Origin of the sequence: Pseudomonas sp. yb_5 (assembly GCF_043103865.1) — a bacterium.
Classification (GTDB): domain Bacteria; phylum Pseudomonadota; class Gammaproteobacteria; order Pseudomonadales; family Pseudomonadaceae; genus Aquipseudomonas; species Aquipseudomonas putida_Y.
In genome coordinates, this window is the sequence record NZ_JBICKE010000077.1 from 47921 (window position 1) to 72105 (window position 24185).

The following is a 24185-nucleotide window of genomic DNA, read 5'->3' on the forward strand; positions in this document are numbered from 1 at the left end:
TGCATCAAGTCACTGGTGGTACTGCGCAGACAGTTCGTGCACGGCGTTGATGAATGCACCCGCATGTTCCGGGTCAACTTCCGGTGTGATGCCGTGGCCGAGGTTGAATACATGGCCGGTGCCGTGGCCATAACTGGCCAGGATGCGCGCCACCTCCTTGCGGATGGCCTCGGGCTTGGCGTACAACACGGTCGGGTCCATGTTGCCTTGCAAGGCTACTTTGTCACCCACGCGGCGACGGGCATCGCCGATCTCGCAGGTCCAGTCCAGGCCCAGCGCGTCGGCACCTGCGTCGGCGATGCTTTCCAGCCACAAGCCGCCATTCTTGGTGAACAGGATCACCGGCACCTTGCGCCCCTCGTGCTCGCGGATCAGACCGCTGACGATCTTGCGCATGTAGGCCAGTGAGAACTCCTGGTAGGCCGCCGCCGACAGGTTGCCGCCCCAGGTGTCGAAGATCTGCACGGCCTGGGCGCCGGCCAGGATCTGGCCGTTAAGGTAGCTGGTGACCGACTGGGCCAGCTTGTCCAGCAGCAGGTGCAGGGCTTGCGGGTTGTCGTAGGCCATGGCCTTGGTCTTGCGGAAGTCTTTCGACGAGCCGCCTTCGACCATGTAAGTGGCCAGGGTCCACGGGCTGCCGGAGAAGCCGATCAGCGGCACACGACCATTGAGCTCACGGCGAATGGTGCTGACCGCGTCCATCACGTAGCCAAGGTCTTTCTGTGGGTCCGGGACTGGCAGCGCTTCGATGTCGGCGGGGGTGCTGATGACCTTCTTGAAACGCGGGCCTTCGCCGGTTTCGAAGTACAGACCCAGGCCCATGGCATCGGGAATGGTGAGGATGTCCGAGAACAGGATCGCCGCGTCCAGCGGGTAGCGGTCCAGCGGCTGCAGGGTGACCTCGCAGGCGAACTGCGGGTTCATGCACAGGCTCATGAAGTCACCGGCCTTGGCGCGGCTGGCGCGGTACTCCGGCAGGTAGCGGCCGGCCTGGCGCATCATCCACACCGGGGTGACGTCTACGGGTTGCTTGAGCAGAGCACGCAGGAAACGATCGTTCTTCAGGGCAGTCATGTCGGCATCCGGAAAAATAGTGCGGGCATTTTCTCAGACACCAGCGCAAAAGGCACGGCCATGGCCATGTGTTTTGTCTATTGGATGCCACAGATCAAGCGTTTTTGTATACAAAAGCTTCGCGGGCATGCCCGCTCCCACAGGTTCTGCGCTTAAACCTGCGGGAGCGGGCATGCCCGCGAATAGGTCGCCAATCAGACTTCTAGGTAGTCGAGGATACCCTCGGCGGCCGTACGCCCTTCGAAGATCGCAGTCACCACCAGGTCCGAACCACGCACCATGTCGCCACCGGCAAACACTTTCGGGTTGCTGGTCTGATGCTTGAACTGGCCCTTCTCCGGGGCAACCACACGGCCCTGGCTGTCCAACTGAATACCATGCTGCTCAAACCACGGCGCGGGGCTCGGGCGGAAGCCGAAAGCGATCACCACGGCATCTGCCGGCAGGATCTCTTCGGAGCCCGGAATGGGCTCAGGGCTGCGGCGGCCACGGGCATCAGGCTCGCCCAGGCGGGTCTCGACCACTTTGACGCCTTCGACCCTGTCCTCACCCACAATGGCAATGGGTTGGCGGTTGTAGAGGAACTTCACGCCCTCTTCCTTGGCGTTCTTCACCTCTTTGCGCGAACCCGGCATGTTGGCTTCGTCACGACGATAAGCACAGGTCACCGCCTTGGCGCCCTGACGGATCGAGGTACGGTTGCAGTCCATCGCGGTGTCACCACCGCCCAGCACCACCACTTTCTTACCCTGCATGTCGACGAAGTCTTCCGGCGACTTCTCGAAGCCCAGGTTGCGGTTGACGTTGGCGATCAGGAAGTCCAGTGCGTCATGCACGCCCGGCAGGTCCTCGCCCGGGAAGCCGCCCTTCATGTAGGTGTAGGTACCCATGCCCATGAACACTGCATCGTACTCGGCGAGCAGCTGTTCCATGGTCACGTCCTTGCCCACCTCGGTGTTCAGGCGGAACTCGATGCCCATGCCGGTGAAGACTTCGCGGCGGTTGCTGAGCACGGTCTTTTCCAGCTTGAACTCGGGGATGCCAAAGGTCAGCAGGCCGCCGATTTCCGGGTTCTTGTCGAACACCACCGGGGTTACCCCAGCGCGCACCAGCACGTCGGCGCAGCCCAGGCCCGCCGGGCCGGCGCCGATGATGGCGACGCGTTTGCCGGTTGGCTTGACCTTGGACATGTCCGGACGCCAGCCCATGGCGAAGGCGGTGTCGGTGATGTACTTCTCCACCGAGCCGATGGTCACCGCGCCGAAGCCGTCGTTCAGGGTACAGGCCCCTTCGCACAGGCGGTCTTGCGGGCAAACACGGCCGCATACTTCCGGCAGGGTGTTGGTCTGGTGCGACAGCTCCGCCGCGGCCAGGATGTTGCCTTCGGAGACCAGCTTCAACCAGTTGGGGATGAAGTTGTGTACCGGGCACTTCCACTCGCAATACGGATTACCGCAGCCCAGGCAGCGGTGCGCCTGCTCTACGGACTGCTGCGGCTTGAACGGTTCGTAGATTTCCACGAACTCCTTCTTGCGCTGGCGCAGCAGCTTTTTTTTCGGGTCCTTTCGGCCCACTTCGATGAACTGGAAGTCGTTGTTCAGACGTTCAGCCATTTTTCAAAACCTCTTTACAGCAGCTGCAAGCTACAAGCTGCAAGCCGCAAGACGATCACTTAAGCCGGGCAAACCTCGAACTGCCATTTACTTGCAGCTCGGGGCTTGCCACTTGCAGCTGTTTTTACTGCGGGTTGGCACGGGTGCTGGACAGCAGTTGCTTCAGGTTGGCTGCCTTCGGCTTGACCAGCCAGAAGCGCCGCACGTAGTCGTCCAGGTTCTCCGAGAGCTCACGCCCCCACTCGCTGCCGGTCTCATCCACATACTCGGCAAGGACACGCGCCAGGTGGCTACGGTAGGCCTCCATCGCTTCGCCACTGATACGCTGGATTTCCACCAGCTCGTGGTTGAGCTTGTCGACGAAGCTATTGTCCATGTCGAGCACGTAGGCAAAGCCGCCAGTCATGCCAGAACCGAAGTTGTAACCGGTCTTGCCCAGAATGCAGACAAAGCCACCGGTCATGTATTCACAGCAGTGATCGCCAGTGCCCTCGACAACAGCATGGGCGCCGGAGTTACGAACAGCGAAGCGCTCGCCCGCAGTACCTGCGGCAAACAACTTGCCGCCAGTGGCACCGTACAGGCAGGTGTTGCCGACGATGGCGCTGTGCTGGGTTTCGAACGGGCTGCCGGCTGGCGGCACGATGGTGACCTTGCCACCGGTCATGCCTTTGCCGACGTAATCGTTGGCGTCGCCTTCCAGGTGCAGGTTCAGTCCACCGGCGTTCCACACGCCAAAGCTCTGGCCCGCAGTACCCTTGAAGCGGAAGGTGATCGGCGCCGCGGCCATGCCCTGGTTGCCGTGCAGACGGGCGATTTCGCCCGACACACGCGCACCAATGGAGCGGTCGCAGTTGCAGATGTCGAGGCTGAACTCGCCGCCCGCCTGGTCTCGGATGGCCGGCATGGCCATATCAACCATCTTCTCGGCCAACTCGCCCAGGTCGAACGGCGGGTTCTTGTCGACCTCGCAGAACTGCGGTTTGTCCGCCGGAATGTGCGAGCTGCCCAGCAGCGGCGACAGGTCCAGGTACTGCTGGCGTTCGGTGTCACCTGGCAGCACATCGAGCAGGTCGGTACGGCCGATCAGCTCGCCAAGGCTGCGCACGCCCAGCTTGGCCAACCACTCGCGGGTTTCTTCGGCGACGAAGGTGAAGAAATTGATCACCATGTCGACGGTGCCGATGTAGTGGTCCTTGCGCAGCTTGTCGTTCTGGGTGGCCACGCCGGTGGCGCAGTTGTTCAGGTGGCAGATGCGCAGGTACTTGCAGCCCAGGGCAATCATTGGCGCGGTACCAAAGCCGAAGCTTTCGGCACCGAGGATGGCCGCCTTGATCACGTCCAGGCCGGTTTTCAGGCCGCCGTCGGTCTGCACCCGCACCTTGCCGCGCAGGTCGTTGCCGCGCAGGGTCTGGTGGGTTTCCGCCAGGCCCAGCTCCCAAGGGGCGCCGGCATACTTGATCGAGGTCAGCGGCGAAGCACCGGTACCACCGTCGTAACCGGAGATGGTAATCAGGTCGGCATAGGCCTTGGCCACACCAGCGGCGATGGTGCCCACGCCCGCTTCGGCTACCAGCTTGACCGATACCAGCGCCTGCGGGTTGACCTGTTTGAGGTCGTAGATTAGCTGGGCCAGATCTTCGATCGAGTAGATGTCGTGGTGTGGAGGTGGCGAGATCAGGGTCACGCCAGGCACCGCATAACGCAGCTTGGCGATCAGGCCGTTGACCTTTCCGCCCGGCAACTGGCCGCCCTCACCGGGCTTGGCGCCCTGGGCAACCTTGATCTGCAGCACTTCGGCGTTGACCAGGTACTCCGGAGTCACACCAAAACGGCCGGTGGCCACCTGCTTGATCTTCGAACTCTTGATGGTGCCATAGCGCGACGGGTCTTCGCCGCCTTCACCAGAGTTGGAGCGGGCGCCCAGGCGGTTCATGGCCTCGGCCAGCGCTTCGTGAGCTTCCGGCGACAGTGCACCCAGCGAGATCCCCGCCGAGTCAAAGCGCTTGAGAATCGCCTCCAGCGGCTCGATCTGCTCCAGCGCCAGCGGCTGGTCGGCCACCTTCACTTTGAGCAAGTCACGGATCATCGACACCGGGCGCTGGTCCACCAGCGTGGTGTATTCCTTGAACTTGGCGTAGTCGCCCTGCTGCACGGCCGCTTGCAGGGTGTTGACCACGTCCGGGTTGTAGGCGTGGTATTCGCCACCGTGGACGAACTTCAGCAGGCCACCTTGCTGGATCGGCTTGCGCGCGCTCCAGGCTTCGGCCGCCAGCAGCTTCTGGTCGTTTTCCAGGTCTTCGAAGCGCGCACCCTTGATGCGGCTGGACACGCCCTTGAAGCTCAGGCCCACCACTTCCTCGGCCAGGCCGATGGCTTCGAACAGCTGTGCACCGCGGTACGAGGCGATGGTGGAGATCCCCATCTTCGACAGGATCTTCAGCAGGCCCTTGGAAATACCCTTGCGGTAGTACTTGAACACTTCGTCCAGGTCGCCCAGCACTTCGCCGGTACGGATCAGGTCAGCCAGTACTTCATACGCCAGGTACGGGTAAACGGCCGAGGCACCGAAGCCCAGCAGCACGGCGAAGTGATGCGGATCACGGGCGGTAGCGGTTTCCACCAGGATGTTGCTGTCGCAACGCAGACCCTGTTCGGTCAGGCGGTGATGCACGGCACCAACGGCCAGCGACGCGTGCACCGGCAGCTTGCCCGGGGCGATATAACGGTCGCTCAGCACCAGCTGGGTCTTGCCCCCACGCACAGCTTCTTCGGCCTGGTCGGCAATGTTGCGGATGGCCGCTTCCAGGCCGACGCTCTGCTCATAGTTGAGGTCGATCAGCTGGCGGTCGAAGCCTTCGCGCTCCAGGTTCATCAGCGAACGCCACTTGGCAGGCGAGATGACCGGCGAGCTTAGGATTACCCGCGAAGCGTGCTCCGGGGACTCCTGGAAGATGTTGCGCTCGGCACCCAGGCAGATTTCCAGCGACATCACGATCGCTTCGCGCAGCGGGTCGATCGGCGGGTTGGTCACCTGAGCGAACTGCTGGCGGAAGAAGTCGTACGGCGAACGCACGCGCTGCGACAGCACGGCCATCGGCGTGTCGTCACCCATCGAACCAACGGCTTCCTGGCCCTGCTCACCCAACGGGCGCAGCACCTGGTCACGCTCTTCGAAGGTAACCTGGAACATCTTCATGTATTGCTTGAGCTGGTCAGCGTCGTAGCTGGCCACGCCCTGGTCGTCGGTCAGTGTCGCCTGGATACGCGTAGCGTGCTGACGCAACCAGCGCTTGTATGGGTGCCGCGACTTCAGGCGGTTGTCGATGGCGTCGGTGTCGAGAATCTGGCCGGTTTCGGTGTCCACGGCAAGGATCTGGCCCGGGCCGACACGGCCCTTGGCCAGCACTTCCTCAGGCTGATAGCCCCATACGCCGATTTCCGAGGCGATGGTGATGTAGCCATTGGTGGTGGTCACCCAGCGCGCCGGGCGCAGACCGTTACGGTCGAGCAGGCACACCGCGTGGCGGCCTTCGGTCATGACGATACCGGCCGGACCATCCCACGGCTCCATGTGCATGGAGTTGTATTCGTAGAAGGCGCGCAGGTCGGCGTCCATGGTCTCGACGTTCTGCCATGCTGGCGGTACCAGCATGCGCACGCCGCGGAACAGGTCGATGCCACCGGTAACCATCAGCTCCAGCATGTTGTCCATGCTCGACGAGTCGGAACCGACGCGGTTGACCAGCGGGCCGAGCTCTTCGAGGTCGGGGATCTGGTCGTTGGCGAACTTGGTGCGACGAGCCACGGCCCAGTTACGGTTGCCGGTGATGGTGTTGATCTCGCCGTTGTGGGCGAGGAAGCGGAACGGCTGCGCCAGCGGCCATTTCGGCAGGGTGTTGGTGGAGAAGCGCTGGTGGAACACGCAGATCGCGGTTTGCAGGCGCTCGTCACCCAGGTCTGGGTAAAACGCCGCGAGATCGCGCGGCATCATCAGGCCTTTGTAGATGATGGTCTTGTGCGAGAAGCTGCAGATGTAGTGGTCGGCGTCATGGGCGTTGGCCACCGACGAACGACGACGGGCGCTAAACAGCTTGATGGCGAATTCCTGATCGCTCAGGCCTTCACCGCCAATGAACACCTGCTCGATCTGCGGCAGGCGCTCCAGGGCCAGGCGGCCGAGTACGCTGGTGTCGATCGGCACCTTGCGCCAGCCGACCAGTTTCAGGCCGGCGGCGAGGATCTCGCGGTCCATGTTGGCGCGGGCAGCTTCGGCTTTGACCGGGTCCTGGTTGAAGAACACCATGCCGACGGCGTACTGCTTGGGCAGCTCGACAGCGAAGTGCTCCTGGGCCACGGCTCGCAGGAACTGATCGGGCTTCTGCATGAGCAGACCGCAACCGTCACCGGTCTTGCCGTCGGCATTGATGCCGCCGCGGTGGGTCATGCACGTCAACGCCTGCATGGCAGTTTGCAGAAGGTGGTGGCTCGGCACGCCCGTCATATGGGCGATCAGGCCAAAACCACAGTTGTCCTTGAATTCTTCGGGATGGTACAGACCTGTTTTCATAGACACATTCTCACCAGGTTCACCTCTCAACGGAGGTAAATCTCTTTTTTAACAACCACTTACCATCCACGCCGATCAAACGCCAGCTTTTTTGCGGTGGTCATGGAAAACCATTGTTGCACAGCGACAGCGATGCCCACAAATTTTCATGTCTCGGCATTGAAAATTTATGTCGCAATTTTGAATGTTTTTGCGCCATGCGCCGTGATAGCGGCTTGACTCGAGTCTGAAGCGTTTCAGCCATGACTGCAACTAGGGGCTTGTGGCCGGCAGTCCGGGACAGAAAAGCCTGCCGCGCTCGGGCGCAGCAGGCTAGTCGAAAGCTAGAATTCGCTTAGCTACTGGGCGGCGGGGTGATGCCGCCCGGAAGGTATCAGCGGGCCGCGGCCAGCTCTTGTTGGACGCTGGCGACGGTACGTGGCCAAGGTTTACCAGCCTGGACCTTCGCTGGCAAGTTCTTGATTGCCGCAACCGCTGCGTCACGGTTGGCGAAACTGCCGTAAGTCACGACGTACAGGGGCTTGCCCTGCAGGGTTTTCTTGAAGTAGCGATAGTCGCCACCCTGGGCCTTGACGTAAGCCTGGGCCGACGCTTCGGAGCTGGTTCCGAGGATCTGCACCACATAGTTGCCAGGCTTCTGCCCGACATACCAGCCACCATTACCAGCGCTAGCGGCGGCTGGTTTTTCGGCAGCTTTGGGGGCCGGCTTGGCCACGGCGACCTGGGTCGGCGCTGGTGCTGGCTTTACAGGTGCAACCGGCTTGACGGGCTGGGTTGCGACAGGTTTCGGCGCAGGCGCAACCGACTGGGCAGGCGCCGGGCCAGCCGGCACACCTTGTGGCGGGGCGATGGTGGTCACGGTAGGTGGCGGGTTGCCAGGCTGCAGCGCGGTGTCGCCAGCCGGGCTTCCCTCTTCACCCTCGCCCATGCCTGCGGCTTGGGCCAGCGGTTCGCGCATCACCGGCTGCGACTGGCCAACCAGAGGCAGCGGCATTGGCTGGGAAGAGCCAGAGAACTCGATGGCAGCGCCCTGCTTGCCATCGCCCAGCGGCAACTGGGCTTGGGCGGCCGGCGCTTCGGCAGGGGCCTTGTCGCCTTTCTTGGGCATCAATACCGCGGCCGCAACGGCAACCACGACCACAGCGGACAACGCGAGTACATGTTTTGTAGGCATCTTGAACCCCATGGTTGGTCGCTTGGCCGTCGAGCGGCTGGCGATCATGGTTTCGATCAAAGTGTCACGGGCGACCTGATTGATGTTGCCAGGCCAGCCGTCGGAGTTTTCATGGATATCGGCGATCTGTTCACGGCTGAACACCTCGATGCCCCGGCCTGCCCCTTCCAGGCGCTGCTCCAGATACTCGCGGGTTTCTTCTTCACTGTAGGGCGCAAGCTCGATGATGTGGAACCGCTCTTCCTCGACATTGAGCTCGTCCAGCCCGGCAATCAGCGATGGCTCACCGAACAGAAACACGTGCGGACGCCCTTCAGGTACCCCCGCCGCCAATTCCAGCAACGCTTGGAGTGCAGACTCGTCGAGTTGTTCCGCATCGTCCACCAGCAAATACACTTCCTGCCCGGTCAGTGCCAGTTGCACCACCTTCGACAGGATCGCCTGCACCTCGGGCTGGGCGACACCCAACTCCTGCGCGACCTGCGCGAGCATACTGGAGGCATCGCTGGCGCTGCGGGCTGACACCACCACACTTTGCACAGCCTGCTTGTTGGTACTGGCCACCAGGGCCTGGCGCAGCAGCGACTTGCCGCTGCCCAATGGGCCACTGACCACCAGCATCAACTGGCTATAGCGCGCCAGGTGGTGCAGTTGGCCAAGCACGGGCTTGCGCTGGGCCGGGAAGAACTTGAAGCCAGGTACGCGGGGCGCGAACGGATCATGGCTCAACTGGTAATGGTCGAGAAAGGCCTCATCGGCATGCAAACTTGTCATTGCGCTGTCACAACCTCAAAGCTGGGCCACGATCGCGCGGTAATCCGCCGACAGCGTGGCCTGGAGAATCTCTTTCGAATAGTCGTCGGTCACCACGGCCTCGCCCATCTGGCGCAGCAGCACCAGACGCAAACGGCCGTCGAGCACCTTCTTGTCGACCGCCATGTGCTCCATGAAATGCGCCGGGGTCATTTCCTGTGGTGGCACCACCGGCAAACCTGCGTCCTGCAACAGGCGGATCCCACGATCGCGCTCAGCCTGATCGATCCAGCCAAGGCGCATGGACATTTCCAGAGCCATCACTGTGCCCGCCGCCACGGCTTCGCCGTGCAGCCACACGCCATAGCCCATATGGGTTTCGATAGCATGCCCAAAGGTATGCCCCAGGTTCAGCGTGGCCCGTACGCCAGACTCGCGCTCGTCGGCCCCCACCACTGCAGCCTTGGCCGCGCAAGAACGGCGGATGGCCTCGGTCAGGGCTGCCGAATCGAGGGCACGCAGTGCCTGCATATTGTCTTCGAGCCAGGCGAGGAACGGCTTGTCGCAAATCAGCCCGTACTTGATCACTTCAGCCAGGCCTGCAGACAGCTCGCGCGCTGGCAGGGTCTTGAGGCTGGTGGTATCGATCAGCACCGCATTGGGCTGATAGAAAGCACCGACCATGTTCTTGCCCAGCGGATGATTGATGCCGGTCTTGCCACCCACGGAAGAGTCGACCTGAGACAACAGGGTAGTCGGCACCTGGATGAAGTCGACGCCGCGCTGGTAGCAGGCGGCAGCGAAACCAGCCATGTCACCAATCACGCCCCCACCCAGAGCGACCACAGTCGTACGACGATCATGGCGGGCTGTCAGCAGGCCATCGAAGATCAGTTGCAATGTTTCCCAGTTCTTGTGGGCTTCACCATCGGGCAACACCACTGGCAGTACCGAGTAGGCACCGAGGGCCTTGCTCAGGCGTTCGAGATACAGCGGCGCGACGGTCTCGTTGGAAACGATGGCAACCTGCCGACCCGCGATGTGCGGTGCCAGCAGCTCGGGCTGGTCCAGCAGGCCTTCGCCAATGTAGATCGGGTAGCTACGCTCGCCCAGGTCGACCTTTAGTGTCTGCATGTATCCCCACAATGTACTTGGGCGCGGCGCCATCCGGCGACCTGCGCGGTAACGTTGAGCCTCGCCTCGGCGCTGGAAGCCGAGAATAGTCCCGGGTTAACGGGGCGGCAACTGCTGCAAGCGCTCGAGAATATCGATCACCACCATGCGTGGTGGCCGCTCGTCGGTTTCAACCACCAGGTCGGCGATCTCGCGGTAGAGCGGGTCACGGGTTTCCAGCAAGGTGCGCAAGGTCGCCTCGGGATTGGCCGTGCGCAGCAGCGGGCGATTGCGGTCGCGCGCAGTGCGACCGACTTGCTGCTCGACCGAAGCATGCAGGTAGATCACCCGGCCACCCTGATGCAGCGCCCGGCGGTTAGCCTCTCGCATCACCGCGCCACCGCCGGTGGCCAGAACCACACCGTCGAGCGCGCACAGCTCGGCGATCATCGCTTGCTCGCGATCACGGAAACCCGGCTCGCCTTCCTTGTCGAAAATCCACGGGATGTTTGCGCCGCATCGCAGTTCGATTTCCTTGTCGGAATCCTTGAACAGCAGGCGCAGCTCTTTGGCCAACAGGCGTCCGATGGTGCTTTTACCAGCGCCCATGGGCCCCACAAGTATCAAATTTCGCACAGAATCAACGACTCACAGCAATCGCCTGGTCACTCATGATACGCGGAGTCAGGAAGACCAGCAGCTCGGATTTTTTCTCTTGTAATGCATCGCGTCGAAACAGCCGCCCAACATACGGCAGATCGCCGAAAAATGGCACCTTGTCGACTACATTGTTTTGCGAAGTCGAGTAGACGCCACCGATCACGATCGTTTCGCCGTCAGCCACACGAACCTTGGCATTGACCTCGTTCTTGCGGATCGGCGGTACGTTGTTCAAGGCATTGACGTAATCCGGCTCGTCCTTGGTCACCCTGACGGTCATGATCACCTTGTTGTCCGGAGTGATCTGTGGCGTTACTTCCAGCGACAGCGAGGCTTCGCGAAACGATACCGAGGTAGCGCCGCTTTGGCTCGTTTCCTGGTAAGGCACCTCGGTACCCTTGAGGATCCTCGCCGTTTCCTTGTCAGCCGTGACCACCTTGGGCTGCGAAATGATTTCGCCGTTGCCGCTTTTTTCCATGGCACTGAGTTCCAGGTCCAGCAACACGTCACCGCGCAACAAACCAAGACCGATACTGCTGCCGGCACGCTCCAGGCCGAGGTCGACGAACAGTTCCTTGCCAGGCCGCAGCTTCTCGCCGTACAGCGGCCCACCCCAGCGTACCCCCAGGCTTTTCTCGTAATCGACGTTAGCCTCGACGATACGCGCCTCGATCGCTACCTGGCGCACCGGCACATCCAACTGCGCCACCAACTGGCGCAACTCGGCCAGGCGCTCAGCGGGCAGATACACCACCAGCGTATTGGTGCGCTCATCGACACTCAGGCTACCCGTGGGGATGCCGTCACCCTCCAGACTTGTCTGCAGCAACTGCGCCAAATCGGCGGCCTTGGCGTGGTGAATGGGCAGCAGCTCCCGACGCAGTGGCTGCAGGTGCCCATCCAGCACCTGACTCACACGGGCGTCTGCTGATTGCGTGGCAAACTCGGCTGCAGGCGCCACCAACAGCACATTGCCCTCCTGACGCCGGGACAGGCCCTTGCTGCGCAGCACCAGATCAAGCGCCTGATCCCACGGCACATCCTGCAAACGCAAAGTGACACTGCCTTGTACTGCATCACTGGCGACCAGGTTGACGCCGGCGTAGTCAGCCAGCACCTGCAGCACTGCTCGCACCTCAACATCCTGGAAGTTCAGCGACAGGGGCTCACCCTGATGAGGCGTCGCCGAAGCCAACGGGATCGACAACAGGGTTGCCAGCAGGTATTTCATCCATGTTCTCATTCGGGTCCGAGGCCTCCTTGCCCAGGCGCTTGGCGAGGGTGATGAACGCTGTGCGCTCGTGCCATACCCCCGCCATGAACAGCCGCTCACGCACTTCGACCTGGCGTTGGTCTATATGCATCACTACCCCCTGATCGCGCCCTACCCGGTCACCCGGACGCACGCGATAAAGCTTGCCAGCCGCCATCAGCAGTGCCTCGCGCGCCGTCCCGCGCGCCAGGCTGCCGACCATTTCCAGCTGCGCCAACGGCACGCCGACCAGACCGGCGCTGGCCACTCGCGCCGCAGCGGGAGCAAACGGATCCACTTCAGGTGCAGCCATTGCGGCCCTTGCCGGCAGGTGCGCCAGCATTGCAGGTGCCTTCATGGGCGTAGCCGCGTGATAGGCATCAACCCGCAACTGCAGACGCAACAACCCAGGCTGGCGATCAACGGCTGCCAGACTCATGTCACTGCTGCGCAGAACCCGTGCCTGGCCTAACCAGTCGTCCAGCCACAACCGCAAGGCCGGATAACGCCCTACCACTTGCACCACCAGCGGTACCTTGCTGAACCCGCCCTGTTGTTCGCCCTCACCTACATCGAGGCGCTCGACAAGCAAGCCATGCGCATGCCCCGACACTGCCAGCCGCTCAAGCAGGTCGCTCATGCTCTCCCCGGCAGCCAGATACCAGTACGCCTCTTGCAACCGCTGCTCGACAAGCACCACTAAAGCCTTCAGCCGCTCCAGTTCTGCCAACTGCGATGCACTGGCTGCCTGCAGCTGGCTCAGCTCGACATGCCTGGCATCCTCACGCGCCTGCTGCTGTAACAGTGGGGGCAGGCGTATCGCGCAGCCGAGGCCGAACAGCACAACAGCTACCAGCACTGGCGCCAGCCGTCGGAAGCGGCCTGAGCGCTCGACCACCGCCAGCCAAGCGAGCATCTGTGCTGCACTCACGACCAAAACGCCGCAACGCGAGCGGTCAGCAAAAACTCATCGCCGTCCGGTAGGCTCTTGATGTGCTTGAGTTCCAGATCGAGCAAAACGTTCGAGCGGTTCAAATCGCGCATGAACTGCGCAACCACAGCACCGGACGCAGCCACCCCTGTCATTTGCAAGCGGCCACTATCAAGGCTCAGGTCTAGTAGCTGCACACCTTCAGGCAGCGCCCCTTCAAGGTCGGCGAACACACCGGCCAATACATCCTGATGGGCACGCAGGCCTTCCAAAGCCACCGCACGGGCAAGTAACGCTTCATGCTGTGCACGTACCTCGACCAGCGGCTGCAACTGCTCACCCAGTACGCCAAGGGTCGCTTGGCGCTGGGTATTGGCCAACACCTGCTGCTGCCCGCGTTGGCGGGCCAGCTGATCGACCAGCATCACCGCGCACAAAGCCAACAGTGCGCCAGCAACCAGCTGGCCTCGAAAGCGCCGCAGCGCCGCCTGACGCTGCCGTTCGCGCCAGGGCAGAAGGTTCAGCCGCATCATGGGCGCAACCCTCCCATGGCCAAGGCGCAGGCCAGAAGCATCGACCCATCGACATGTTCAAGCCCTGCCAGCCCAGGCAGGTACGTGCACGGCACATTCAGCCGGCTGCCAAGGCCTTGCAGCCAGCCCGGATTGATCGATGAGCTGCTGGCAACCCACAACCCCGCGGGCAGGCTCTGCCCGGCAAGCAAAGCCTGCAGGCGCTCTGGCCATTGCCCGCTCATGTCCGGGCCAGCCGTTTGCAGTTCAAAGCGCTGGTACGCCCTGCCCGGCTGCCAGTCATGAAGGGTCACGCTGCGGGCTTCGACACGCAGCAGTGCTGCTCCCTCAAGGCCGCCCCGTGGCAACATGCGGCACAAGGCAATGTTGTCGACCTCGACGGCTTCCAACTGCAAACCCGCCTCCTCGACGACGGCTTCGAGTGACGCCAGCGCACTCTGCCGACAGGCAGCAACCATCACCTCGGAACAATCTGGCTGGTCATGGGAAGCCCCCATGACCTGAAAGTCCAGGGCCAGGTCTTCCAGCGGGAACGGAAACAGCCGCTCTGCATCGGCTAGCAACTGCGCCTCCAACTGTGCCCCATCCTCCTCCACGGGCAGATGGCACAACTTGCAGATAACCTGACTCGCCGGCAGCGCCAGCGCCACCCGGCGTTGCCTGATGCCGCTGCGCCGATAAGCTCGCTGCAGCGCAGCCACCACCACTTCAGGCTTTGCGACCCAGTCATCGGCCAGCGGCGTCTGAAACAGCTCTTGTGCCGCCCCCATCACACGGCAGCGCCGATTGCGCTGCTGCAGTTGCATTATCCGAACGGCGTCGGGCGTGATTTCCACCCCCACGAGTGAACCGGCATCCTTGCCGAAGCGTCCAAGCATGGCGACTCCTTTGCTGTCTGTTGCAGCTGCCAAGCGCAGCCACCTGTCGCAACCCCGCGGCAACACTGGGCCGGAGCTACTCATCGAGTCGACGGGTAGCCTGGCCGGTCACCCGGAGAGGCGAAAAATGCTTATAATGCCCAGCGTTTTTTGGTCCACCGGACCTGCGTGCAATCCACTCCCAACCTGGACACCGAAAAGCCTTGATACGTCTGCTGAAGTTCTTCTGGTGGTCTTCCGTCGCAGTCATCTGCGCGCTCGCACTCGGTGTGAGCGGTGCGTTTCTGTATCTTAGCCCCAGCCTGCCCTCGGTCGAGTCCCTCAGAAGCATCCAGTTGCAGATCCCCCTCAGGGTGTACAGCAGCGATGGCAAGCTGATTGCCGAATTCGGCGAAATGCGCCGCTCGCCGATCCGCTTCGCGGATATTCCCCCACAATTCATTCAGGCGCTGCTGTCAGCCGAGGACGACAATTTCCTCAACCATTACGGTGTCGACCCCGGCAGCCTGATGCGAGCCGCGACCCAACTGGTGAAAACCGGTCATATCCAGACCGGCGGTAGCACCATCACCATGCAGGTGGCGAAGAACTTCTTCCTCACCAGCGAGCGCAGCTTCTCACGCAAGACCAACGAAATCCTGCTGGCCCTGCAGATCGAGCGTGAGCTGACCAAGGACGAAATCCTTGAGCTGTACGTGAACAAGATCTACCTGGGCAACCGCGCCTACGGTATCGATGCAGCTGCACAGGTGTACTACGGCAAGTCCATCCGTGACGTGAGCCTGGCGCAGATGGCGATGATCGCGGGCCTGCCCAAGGCACCGTCACGCTTCAACCCGCTGGCCAACCCGGTGCGTGCCAAAGAGCGCCGCGACTGGATCCTCGGGCGCATGTACAAGCTGGGCAAGATCGACGAGGCCAGCTACCAGGCCGCCCTGGCCGAGCCGCTCAACGCCAGCTACCACGTGCCGACGCCTGAGGTGAATGCCCCGTACATCGCTGAAATGGCACGCGCGGAAATGGTCGGCCGCTACGGCAGCGACGCCTACACCGAAGGCTTCCGCGTCACGACCACCGTGCCTAGCGACATGCAGGAAATGGCCAACAAGGCCGTCCTCAAAGGGCTCTCCGATTACGACGAGCGCCACGGCTATCGTGGCCCTGAAGCACGTTTCCCGGGCCGCACCCCGGCAGCCTGGCTGAAGGAGCTGGGCAAGCAACGCACCCTTGGCGGCCTGGAGCCAGCCATTGTCACCCAGGTGGAACAAACCGGCCTCAAGGTGCTGACCCGTGACGGCCAAGAGGCGCAGGTTGCCTGGGACACCATGAAATGGGCGCGTCCGTTCATCAACAACAACGCCCAGGGCCGCGCACCGCAATCGCCGGCCGACGTGGCCCAGGTCGGTGACCTGGTGCGCCTGCAACGCCTCGAAGATGGCACGTTGAAGTTCAGCCAGGTACCCGCTGCGCAAAGCGCCCTGGTCACCCTCGACCCGAACAGCGGCGCCATCCGCGCCCTGGTTGGCGGTTTCTCGTTCGAGCAGAGCAACTACAACCGCGCCGTGCAGGCCAAGCGCCAACCGGGCTCAAGTTTCAAGCCATTCGTCTACAGCGCCGCGCTGGACAGCGGCTACACCGCTTCCAGCCTGGTCAACGATGCGCCGATCGTGTTCGTTGACGAGTCGGTGGATAAAGTGTGGCGACCGAAGAATGACAACAACACCTTCCTCGGCCCTATCCGCATGCGCGAGGCGCTGTACAAGTCGCGTAACCTGGTGTCGATCCGCCTGCTGCAAGCCATGGGCGTGGACCGCACCATCGACTACATCGCCAAGTTCGGCTTCAACAAACAGGACCTGCCGCGCAACCTGTCGCTGGCCCTGGGCACCGCTACCCTGACCCCGATGGAAATTGCCACCGGCTGGAGTACCTTTGCCAACGGTGGCTACAAGATCACCCCGTACCTGATCGACCGCATCGAAAGCCGCAGCGGCGAGACACTGTTCACCGCCAACCCGGCCCGCGTACCGCAAGGTGCCGAAGATCAGGCGGGCCTGGCCGCCCCCGAGCAGCCGATCAGCACTGCGGCTATGCCAGGCGAGGCACCTGCTGCCTTCAGCCAGATGGCCACGGCGCCGCAAGCGCCGGCAGTGGCCGAACAAATCATCGACGGGCGTACCACCTACATCCTCACCAGCATGCTGCAGGACGTGATCAAGCGCGGCACCGGCCGCCGGGCGCTGGCCCTGGGCCGCACCGACCTGGCGGGCAAGACGGGGACCACCAACGAATCCAAGGACGCCTGGTTCTCCGGTTACAACGCCGATTACGTGACTACCGTTTGGGTCGGCTTCGACCAGCCGGAAACCCTCGGCCGCCGCGAATATGGTGGGACTGCGGCACTGCCAATCTGGATGAGCTTCATGGGCGCGGCGCTCAAGGACAAGCCTGCGCATGCCCCGGCAGAGCCGGAAGGCATTCTCAGCTTGCGCGTCGACCCGGTCAGCGGTCGAGCCGCATCGCCGAGCACACCGAATGCCTACTTCGAGCTGTTCAAAGCCGAAGATTCACCGCCGTCGGTGGACGAACTAGGCAATGGCGTGGCACCGGGCAGCCCGCTTCCAGCCGATGAAGCGACGCCGATGGATCTGTTCTAAGGCAGGGCGCCTGACTCAGGTTTTGCGTGGGCGCGTGAATCGAGCGTCGCGCGGGCGGCGCTCGATCTGATAGGCGCCACAAGTGCCCTGACGAACACCCTGCAGCCCTGACACATTCCCAAGCCCCAATAAAAAGCCCCGGCTCATGCGAGCCGGGGCTTTTTAGTGTCGCTGGCAATCAGCCGTTGAACACTTCATCCACGCTGGTCAGCGGGTAATGCTTCGGATAAGGCAGGGTAGCCACGCCAGATTCGATGGCGGCCTTGGCCACAGCATCGGAAACGACGGTGATCAAGCGTGCATCCAGCGGCTTCGGAATGATGTACTCACGGCCGAACTCCAGGCCTTCAACGCCATAGGCCTCGCAAACTTCCTTCGGCACTGGCAGCTTGGCCAGGTCTTTCAGGGCGATTGCAGCAGCGATCTTCATTTCTTCGTTGATACGCTTGGCGCGAACGTCCAGAGCACCACGGAAGATGAACGGGAAGCCCAGCACGTTGTTGACCTGGTTCGGGTAGTCGGAACGACCGGTCGCCATGATCACGTCGTTGCGAGTGGCATGTGCCAGCTCTGGGGAGATTTCCGGGTCTGGGTTCGAGCAGGCGAACACGATCGGGTTGGCAGCCATCGACTTCAGGCCTTCCGGGCTCAGCAGGTTCGGGCCAGACAGGCCTACGAACACGTCGGCACCGTCAAGGGCGTCGGCCAGGGTGCGCTTGTCGGTCGCGTGGGCGAACTGCGCCTTGTACTGGTTCAGGTCGTCACGGCCAGCGTGGATCACGCCACTACGGTCGATCATGAAGATGTTCTCGACCTTCGCACCCATGCTTACCAGCAGTTTCATGCAGGAGATGGCAGCTGCGCCGGCGCCCAGGCAGACGATCTTGGCGTCTTCCAGTTTCTTGCCAGCGATTTCCAGGGCGTTGATCATGCCAGCGGCAGTCACGATGGCAGTACCGTGCTGGTCATCGTGGAACACCGGAATGTCACACTGTTCGATCAGGGTGCGTTCGATTTCAAAGCACTCAGGTGCCTTGATGTCTTCAAGGTTGATGCCACCGAAGGTGATCGAAATGCGGCGAACGGTGTCGATGAACGCTTGCGGGCTTTCCGACTCGACTTCGATGTCGAACACATCGATACCGGCGAAACGCTTGAACAGAACACCCTTGCCTTCCATGACCGGCTTGGAAGCCAGTGGGCCAAGGTCACCCAGACCGAGGATGGCAGTACCATCGGAAATCACCGCAACCAGGTTGCCTTTGCCGGTGTATTTGTAAGCCAGCTCTGGATCACGGCCAATTTCGCGCACCGGCTCTGCAACACCTGGGCTGTAGGCCAGGGCGAGATCACGGGCGGTGGCAGTGGGCTTGGAGAGTTCAACGCTCAGTTTCCCCGGACGAGGTTGAGCGTGATATTCGAGAGCGGCGGTTTTCAGGTCTGACATGGTGGGCATTCCGCTATTTACTGTTCTGACGGACCGCCGAGGATACGCAAAGAGCCGGGGAGCCACAAGACTGGCCGGTCACTTGTGTCAAGGCCTTTAGCCTACGACTTTACGCTACAACCCACGGGGGCATACGACCTACAGTGTGTACAATCCAGTAGCGAAATGTCTACATCTTTTAGCCTGAAGTACGCTCCAACATGCTCGGATCGGTCAATGGCAACACCCAGCGTCGCTGCTCGTGCTTGAGGCCACCCCTGCGGGAACGATCCAGCACCCAGCCGCGCGCTTCGACCTGGCGTCCCTTGAGGTTATCGAAGAAGCTGGCAGGGAAGTTGCGCTGCAGACGAGCGGGAACCTGCAGCACCATGGTACTGCCCAGAGTAAGCCAGACCCCGCCACGGTTTCGCTCGATGCCTTCGATACGACCACGTACAACAGCGAACCCTGACTGCCTGACGTCGCCTGCAGGCACCACGGGTGAACGCCGCCACAGGCCAGCGCCAGCCTGGCGCGCCACTTGTTCGGCAAGCTGCTGGCAGCCGCTGAAACGCACATTAGGGGCAATTGCCACGCGATAGCCCAAGCCCTCGCTAAGCAATTGTGCTTGCAGATTGTCGCCATTGCGGCTGTAGATGTGCGCCAGTGTGCGACCGTACTTGTCTTTGCCTTCAACACCAGGCACCAGCCCGACGCGATGGTCACTGGCCTTTACCAAGGCCTGCAATCGCCGCCTGGCAGCTTCGGCATAAGGCTCACTGCTACGTCCCTTGCGACCGATTTCCGGTGCATTGATGCCGATCAGCCGCACACTGCGGCCATCGACCAGACGCAAGGTGTCACCATCGACCACCTGTCGTACCGCTACCCATTGGGGTTTATCCGGCTGCGGGCAGAACGCCAGGACCGGGAAATGCCAGATAACGCCCACAAAAAAGGCGCCCACAAGGGGCGCCTTCTTCAGCAACAATGCGAAACCCGAAGGAATCGCCATGCGCATGATTACTTCTTGGCACCGAACATGCCGAAGCGATCGGCGAACTTCTGTACGCGACCACCGGTGTCCAGAACTTTCTGCTTACCGGTGTAGAACGGGTGGCACAGGTTGCAAACGTCGATCGACAGGACATTGCCCAGGGTCGAACGAGTTTCGAACTTGTTACCGCAGCTGCAGGTGACTGCAACTACTTCGTAGTTCGGGTGGATACCTTCTTTCATGGTCACTTCCTCGAGCTGCGTGCCGCCACCCAACACCAATTGTTGAATACCGCACGTAATTAGGCGGCGAATAATACCAGAGCACACCGTCAGCGCAAGATGTCGCTTGCACCGACCGTCGTCTGCTAGGCTCGCCAGTCCTTGTAACGCCCTCCGAGACTTTTCGCGTGTCCGACGTCATCCTGCGCCTTGCCCTGCCCTCTCCGCTGCGGCGCCTGTTCGACTACAAGGCACCGGCGAGCATGGCGCGCCTGACCTTGACCCCTGGCATGCGTATCCGCGTGCCCTTTGGCCGCCGCGAAATGATCGGTGTACTGATAGAAGTGTGCACGCAGAGCGAAGTGCCCGCCGACAAACTGAAGCCAGCCAGCGCCCTGCTCGACCCGGTGTCCCCCATCCCAGCGTCGCTGTTCAAGTTGTGCCTGTGGACCGCCCAGTACTACCAGCACAGCCTGGGCGATACCCTGAGCTGGGCGTTGCCCACGCTGCTGCGCCAGGGCGAAGCCGCCGAAATGCGCCAAGAGCGTTTCTGGCACATAGCCCCTGGCGCCCGCCTGGAAGACCCGCGCATTGCCCGCGCGCCGCGCCAGCGCGACGCCCTCAAGACCCTGGCCCAGCATCCGCACGGCGTGGCCCACAGCCTGCTGGCCAAACTCAACCTGAACAAGGACAGCCTCGACCTGCTGCTGGCCAAGGATCTGGTGCAGGTCGAGACGCGCCGCCACCTGCCGGCACTACGCCATGAGCACTGGCTGGCACAACCGGAACTGCCGCTCAACGAAGAACAACGCGATGCCTTCGACGCCGTATGCGAAGGCTTTGGCGGTTTCGGCGCGTTCTTGCTGGCCGGCGTCACCGGTAGTGGGAAGACCGAGGTCTACCTGCAACTGATCCGCGAAACCCTGGAAGCCGGCAAGCAGGCGCTGGTGCTGATCCCGGAGATCAACCTCGGCCCGCAAACCCTTGCGCGCTTCGAGCAACGCTTCAACGCGCGCATTGCCCTGCTGCACTCAGCGGTGAACGACCGCGAACGCCTGGATGCCTGGCTGGCGGCTCGGGACGGCGAGGCCGATATCATCATCGGCACCCGCTCGGCCTTGTTCACGCCGATGAAAAACCCCGGACTGATCATCATCGACGAAGAGCACGACGGCTCCTATAAACAGCAGGAAGGCCTGCGTTACCACGCCCGCGACCTGGCGCTGGTACGCGCTCACCAGGAGAACATTCCGATCCTGCTCGGCTCCGCCACCCCGTCGCTGGAAACCCTGCATAACGCCCTGACCGGCCGTTACCGCCTGCTGCGTATGAACCAGCGCGCCGGAGGGGCACGCCCGCCGCGCATGCTGCGCCTGGATGTGAAAAGCCTGCCGCTGGACAGCGGCATCAGCGGCCCGCTGCAGCAGGCTATCCGACAGACGCTGGAGGCCGGCCAACAAGTGCTGGTGTTCCTCAACCGCCGCGGCTTTGCTCCAACCCTGCTGTGCCACGATTGCGGCTGGCTGTCCGAATGCCCACGCTGCGATGCGCGCATGACCGTGCACCAGCGCTCCGGCGTGCTGCGCTGCCACCACTGTGGCTATGACGAACGCCTGCCGCACCAGTGCCCGCAATGCAACCACGTCGACCTGCGCCCGGTCGGCGCCGGCACCGAGCGCGCCGAAGAGCGCCTGAAGGTGCTGTTCCCGGATTACCCGATCCTGCGTGTGGACCGCGACAGCACGGCGCGCAAGGACGCCATGCACAACCTGTTCAGCACCATCCAGCGCGGCCAGCCGAGCATCCTCGTCGGCACCCAGATGCTCGCCAAGGGCCACCACTTCCCGCGGGTGACGCTAGTGGCCATCCTTGATGCCGATGGCGGGCTGTTTTCCGGCGACTTCCGCGCCAGCGAGCGCATGGCACAACTTATCGTGCAGGTGGCCGGGCGGGCCGGGCGGGCCGAAGAACCCGGCAAGGTCATCATCCAGACCCACCTGGCAGACCACCCACTGCTGGTACAGCTTACCGAGCAAGGCTACTTTGCCTTCGCCGAACAGGCCCTGGACGAACGCCAAGCCGCCGGGCTGCCGCCCTACTCGCACCTGGCCTTGCTGCGTGCCGAAGCACACAAGCCGGGGCAGGCCGAAGGTTTCCTCGACGAAGCCTGTGCCGCCGCCGAGCGCCTGGTGGCCGAACAACGCCTGCCGGGCATCGAACTGCTGGGCCCGGTACCGGCGCCCATGGAGCGTCGCGCCGGACGATTCCGCGCGCAACTGTTGATACAGGCCAATACCCGGGCGCCGTTGCATCGACTGATCAGCGCCTGGTTGCTAGTGTTGGAACAGATGCCAAGCGGGCGCCAGGTGCGCTGGTCGCTGGATGTCGACCCGGTAGACCTGTATTGAGCTGCAAGCTGCGAGTTACCAGCCGCAAGCATGCGCCGGGTGGGTGCGATGCCGCTTTTTCTTGCAGCTTGTGGTCTCCAGCTTGCCGCCCAAAGGTTGGCAACCTGCTCCCGGCAACGGATAATGCCCAGTTTTTCCACCTGCGCATCCAGGCGCTCACCGCGCTTGCGGTCGAAAAGAGATCCCCATGAAAGACACCATTCGCCAGCTGATCCAGCAAGCCCTCACCCAACTCGTCACCGACGGTGTGCTGCCTGAAGGGCTGTCGCCGGCGATCCAGGTGGAAAACGCCCGGGACAAGACCCACGGCGACTTCGCCAGCAACATCGCCATGATGCTGGCCAAACCGGCCGGCATGAAGCCGCGCGACCTCGCCGAAAAACTGATCAACGCCCTGCCGGCCAGCGCCGACATCAGCAAGGTTGAGATCGCAGGCCCCGGCTTCCTCAACTTCTTCCAGAACACCGACGCCCTGGCCAACCGCCTGGATGCCGCCCTGGCCGACGCCCACCTGGGTGCGCGCAAAGCCGGTCCGGCGCAAAAGGTGGTGATCGACATGTCGGCACCCAACCTGGCCAAGGAAATGCACGTCGGCCACCTGCGCTCGACCATCATCGGTGACAGCGTTGCACGCGTGCTGGAGTTCCTGGGCGACAACGTCATCCGCCAGAACCACGTCGGCGACTGGGGTACCCAGTTCGGCATGCTGATGGCCTACCTGCAGGAAAACCCGATCACCAGCGACGAGCTGTCGGACCTGGAAAACTTCTACCGCGCGGCGAAGAAACGCTTCGATGAATCGGAAGAGTTCGCCACTCGCGCCCGCGGCCTGGTGGTCAAGTTGCAAGCCGGTGACCCCGAGTGCCTGGCCCTGTGGACTCGCTTCAAGGATATCTCGCTGTCGCACTGCCAGAAGACCTACGAGTTGCTCAACGTCAAGCTGACCATGGCCGACGTGATGGGCGAAAGCGCCTACAACGACGACTTGGCCAACGTGGTGGCCGACCTCAAGGCCAAGGGCCTGCTGGTGGAAGACCAGGGCGCCCAATGCGTGTTCCTCGACGAGTTCAAGAACAGCGAAGGCGACCCCCTGCCGGTGATCGTGCAGAAGGCCGACGGCGGCTACCTGTACGCGACCACCGACCTGGCTGCCGTGCGTTACCGCAGCAACGTGTTGAAAGCTGACCGCGCACTGTACTTCGTCGACCAGCGCCAGGCCCTGCACTTCAACCAGGTGTTCGAAGTAGCCCGCCGCGCAGGCTTCGTCAGCCACCCGATGCAAATGGAGCACATGGGCTTCGGCACCATGAACGGCGCCGACGGCCGCCCGTTCAAGACCCGTGACGGCGGCACCGTGAAGCTGATCGACCTGCTCACCGAGGCCAAGGAGCGCGCCTACGCGCTGGTCAAGGAAAAGAACCCGAGCCTGGCCGACGACGAACTGCGCCACATCGGCGAGGTGGTGGGCATTGGCGCGGTGAAATACGCCGACCTGTCCAAGCACCGCACCAGCGACTACAGCTTCAACTTCGAGCTGATGCTCAACTTCGAAGGCAACACCGCGCCTTACCTGCTGTACGCTTACACCCGCGTAGCCGGCGTGTTCCGCAAGCTGGGCAAAGGCTTTGACGAAGTCGACGGCAAAATCGTGCTGCAGGCTGCCCACGAACAAGATTTGGCCGCGCGCCTGGCGCAGTTTGGCGAAATTCTCAACAACGTCGCCGAAAAAGGCACGCCGCATGTGCTGTGCAGCTACCTGTACGACCTGGCCGGCCTGTTCTCCAGCTTCTACGAGAACTGCCCGATCCTCGCTGCCGAAACCCCTTCGCAGCAGCAGAGCCGGCTGCGCCTGGCCGCCCTGACCGGCCGCACCCTCAAACAAGGTCTGGAACTGCTCGGCCTGGAAACCCTGGAGCGCATGTAAG

General features: G+C 62.5%; 16 protein-coding genes. 3 read left to right on the plus strand and 13 right to left on the minus strand.

Translation table 11 applies throughout. The annotated features are described in order from the left end of the window. Window positions 1–9: 9 nt before the first annotated feature. The 10 genes from hemE to pilM all read right to left on the minus strand — a co-directional run bounded on the left by hemE (window position 10) and on the right by pilM (window position 14551). Entirely contained in the window at window positions 10–1074 is a 1065-nt protein-coding gene (hemE, locus tag ACF8GF_RS12410) for a uroporphyrinogen decarboxylase (RefSeq protein ID WP_014859121.1), read from the minus strand. Window positions 1075–1268: 194 nt separating this feature from the next. Continuing rightward, a complete protein-coding gene (locus ACF8GF_RS12415) occupies window positions 1269–2687 on the minus strand; it encodes an FAD-dependent oxidoreductase (protein WP_176684790.1) in 1419 nt (472 codons plus the stop codon). A 124-nt stretch (window positions 2688–2811) separates the two neighbouring features. Next, window positions 2812–7257 (minus strand): glutamate synthase large subunit, encoded by a 4446-nt coding sequence (gene gltB, locus ACF8GF_RS12420; protein WP_176684789.1) that lies wholly within the window; start codon window positions 7255–7257, stop codon window positions 2812–2814. Between the two features lie 373 nt (window positions 7258–7630). After that, a complete protein-coding gene (locus tag ACF8GF_RS12425; RefSeq protein WP_176684788.1) occupies window positions 7631–9205 on the minus strand; it encodes an SPOR domain-containing protein in 1575 nt (524 codons plus the stop codon). A 15-nt stretch (window positions 9206–9220) separates the two neighbouring features. After that, the gene (gene aroB, locus ACF8GF_RS12430; RefSeq protein ID WP_003249149.1) at window positions 9221–10318 is read right to left on the minus strand and encodes a 3-dehydroquinate synthase; all 1098 of its coding nucleotides are present in this window, start codon (window positions 10316–10318) and stop codon (window positions 9221–9223) included. Between the two features lie 96 nt (window positions 10319–10414). Next, window positions 10415–10933, minus strand: a complete 519-nt coding sequence (gene aroK / locus ACF8GF_RS12435; protein WP_176684787.1) for a shikimate kinase AroK — start codon at window positions 10931–10933, stop codon at window positions 10415–10417. Window positions 10934–10937: 4 nt separating this feature from the next. Then, window positions 10938–12200, minus strand: coding sequence for a type IV pilus secretin PilQ (locus ACF8GF_RS12440; RefSeq protein WP_392487862.1), 1263 nt, complete (start codon window positions 12198–12200; stop codon window positions 10938–10940). Continuing rightward, window positions 12124–13125: a pilus assembly protein PilP gene (locus tag ACF8GF_RS12445; protein ID WP_392487872.1), complete on the minus strand. Its 1002-nt coding sequence runs from the start codon at window positions 13123–13125 to the stop codon at window positions 12124–12126. The genes ACF8GF_RS12440 and ACF8GF_RS12445 overlap by 77 nt, the downstream gene beginning before the upstream one ends. An 11-nt stretch (window positions 13126–13136) precedes the next feature. Then, entirely contained in the window at window positions 13137–13673 is a 537-nt protein-coding gene (locus ACF8GF_RS12450) for a PilN domain-containing protein (RefSeq protein ID WP_392487863.1), read from the minus strand. Next, window positions 13670–14551, minus strand: a complete 882-nt coding sequence (gene pilM / locus ACF8GF_RS12455) for a type IV pilus biogenesis protein PilM (protein ID WP_176684784.1) — start codon at window positions 14549–14551, stop codon at window positions 13670–13672. The genes ACF8GF_RS12450 and pilM overlap by 4 nt, the downstream gene beginning before the upstream one ends. 206 nt (window positions 14552–14757) lie before the next feature. Between pilM and ACF8GF_RS12460 the strand changes: the two genes are divergently transcribed. After that, on the plus strand, window positions 14758–17208 hold the full coding sequence (locus ACF8GF_RS12460; protein WP_370844389.1) for a penicillin-binding protein 1A: 2451 nt from the start codon (window positions 14758–14760) through the stop codon (window positions 17206–17208). Window positions 17209–17386: 178 nt separating this feature from the next. On the opposite strand, the gene ACF8GF_RS12465 is transcribed toward ACF8GF_RS12460, so the two are convergent. From ACF8GF_RS12465 to rpmE, 3 genes are all read right to left on the minus strand, one after another. After that, the gene (locus tag ACF8GF_RS12465; protein ID WP_003249133.1) at window positions 17387–18655 is read right to left on the minus strand and encodes a malic enzyme-like NAD(P)-binding protein; all 1269 of its coding nucleotides are present in this window, start codon (window positions 18653–18655) and stop codon (window positions 17387–17389) included. A gap of 178 nt (window positions 18656–18833) precedes the next feature. Next, window positions 18834–19655: a thermonuclease family protein gene (locus ACF8GF_RS12470; protein ID WP_176684781.1), complete on the minus strand. Its 822-nt coding sequence runs from the start codon at window positions 19653–19655 to the stop codon at window positions 18834–18836. Window positions 19656–19657: 2 nt separating this feature from the next. Further along, window positions 19658–19873 carry a 50S ribosomal protein L31 gene (gene rpmE / locus ACF8GF_RS12475; RefSeq protein ID WP_003249127.1) on the minus strand — a complete coding sequence of 72 codons (216 nt, stop codon included), beginning with the start codon at window positions 19871–19873 and terminating at the stop codon, window positions 19658–19660. A gap of 167 nt (window positions 19874–20040) precedes the next feature. On the opposite strand from rpmE, the gene ACF8GF_RS12480 reads away from it, so the two are divergent. Both ACF8GF_RS12480 and argS read left to right on the plus strand, forming a co-directional pair. Beyond that, complete coding sequence (locus ACF8GF_RS12480) at window positions 20041–22260, plus strand: primosomal protein N' (protein WP_392487864.1); 2220 nt, start codon at window positions 20041–20043, stop codon at window positions 22258–22260. 187 nt (window positions 22261–22447) lie between these two features. Further along, the gene (gene argS / locus ACF8GF_RS12485; protein WP_209969416.1) at window positions 22448–24184 is read left to right on the plus strand and encodes an arginine--tRNA ligase; all 1737 of its coding nucleotides are present in this window, start codon (window positions 22448–22450) and stop codon (window positions 24182–24184) included. The last annotated feature ends 1 nt before the right edge of the window (window position 24185 follow it).

Excerpts from the sequence above, each read along its gene's own strand:
- hemE (WP_014859121.1), bottom strand. The coding sequence starts at position 1,074 with ATGACTGCCCTGAAGAACGATCGTTTCCTGCGTGCTCTGCTCAAGCAA.
- ACF8GF_RS12415 (WP_176684790.1), bottom strand. The coding sequence starts at position 2,687 with ATGGCTGAACGTCTGAACAACGACTTCCAGTTCATCGAAGTGGGCCGA.
- gltB (WP_176684789.1), bottom strand. The coding sequence starts at position 7,257 with ATGAAAACAGGTCTGTACCATCCCGAAGAATTCAAGGACAACTGTGGT.
- ACF8GF_RS12425 (WP_176684788.1), bottom strand. The coding sequence starts at position 9,205 with ATGACAAGTTTGCATGCCGATGAGGCCTTTCTCGACCATTACCAGTTG.
- aroB (WP_003249149.1), bottom strand. The coding sequence starts at position 10,318 with ATGCAGACACTAAAGGTCGACCTGGGCGAGCGTAGCTACCCGATCTAC.
- ACF8GF_RS12440 (WP_392487862.1), bottom strand. The coding sequence starts at position 12,200 with ATGAGAACATGGATGAAATACCTGCTGGCAACCCTGTTGTCGATCCCG.
- ACF8GF_RS12445 (WP_392487872.1), bottom strand. The coding sequence starts at position 13,125 with ATGCTCGCTTGGCTGGCGGTGGTCGAGCGCTCAGGCCGCTTCCGACGG.
- ACF8GF_RS12450 (WP_392487863.1), bottom strand. The coding sequence starts at position 13,673 with ATGATGCGGCTGAACCTTCTGCCCTGGCGCGAACGGCAGCGTCAGGCG.
- pilM (WP_176684784.1), bottom strand. The coding sequence starts at position 14,551 with ATGCTTGGACGCTTCGGCAAGGATGCCGGTTCACTCGTGGGGGTGGAA.
- ACF8GF_RS12465 (WP_003249133.1), bottom strand. The coding sequence starts at position 18,655 with ATGTCAGACCTGAAAACCGCCGCTCTCGAATATCACGCTCAACCTCGT.
- ACF8GF_RS12470 (WP_176684781.1), bottom strand. The coding sequence starts at position 19,655 with ATGCGCATGGCGATTCCTTCGGGTTTCGCATTGTTGCTGAAGAAGGCG.
- rpmE (WP_003249127.1), bottom strand. The coding sequence starts at position 19,873 with ATGAAAGAAGGTATCCACCCGAACTACGAAGTAGTTGCAGTCACCTGC.
- argS (WP_209969416.1), top strand. The coding sequence starts at position 22,448 with ATGAAAGACACCATTCGCCAGCTGATCCAGCAAGCCCTCACCCAACTC.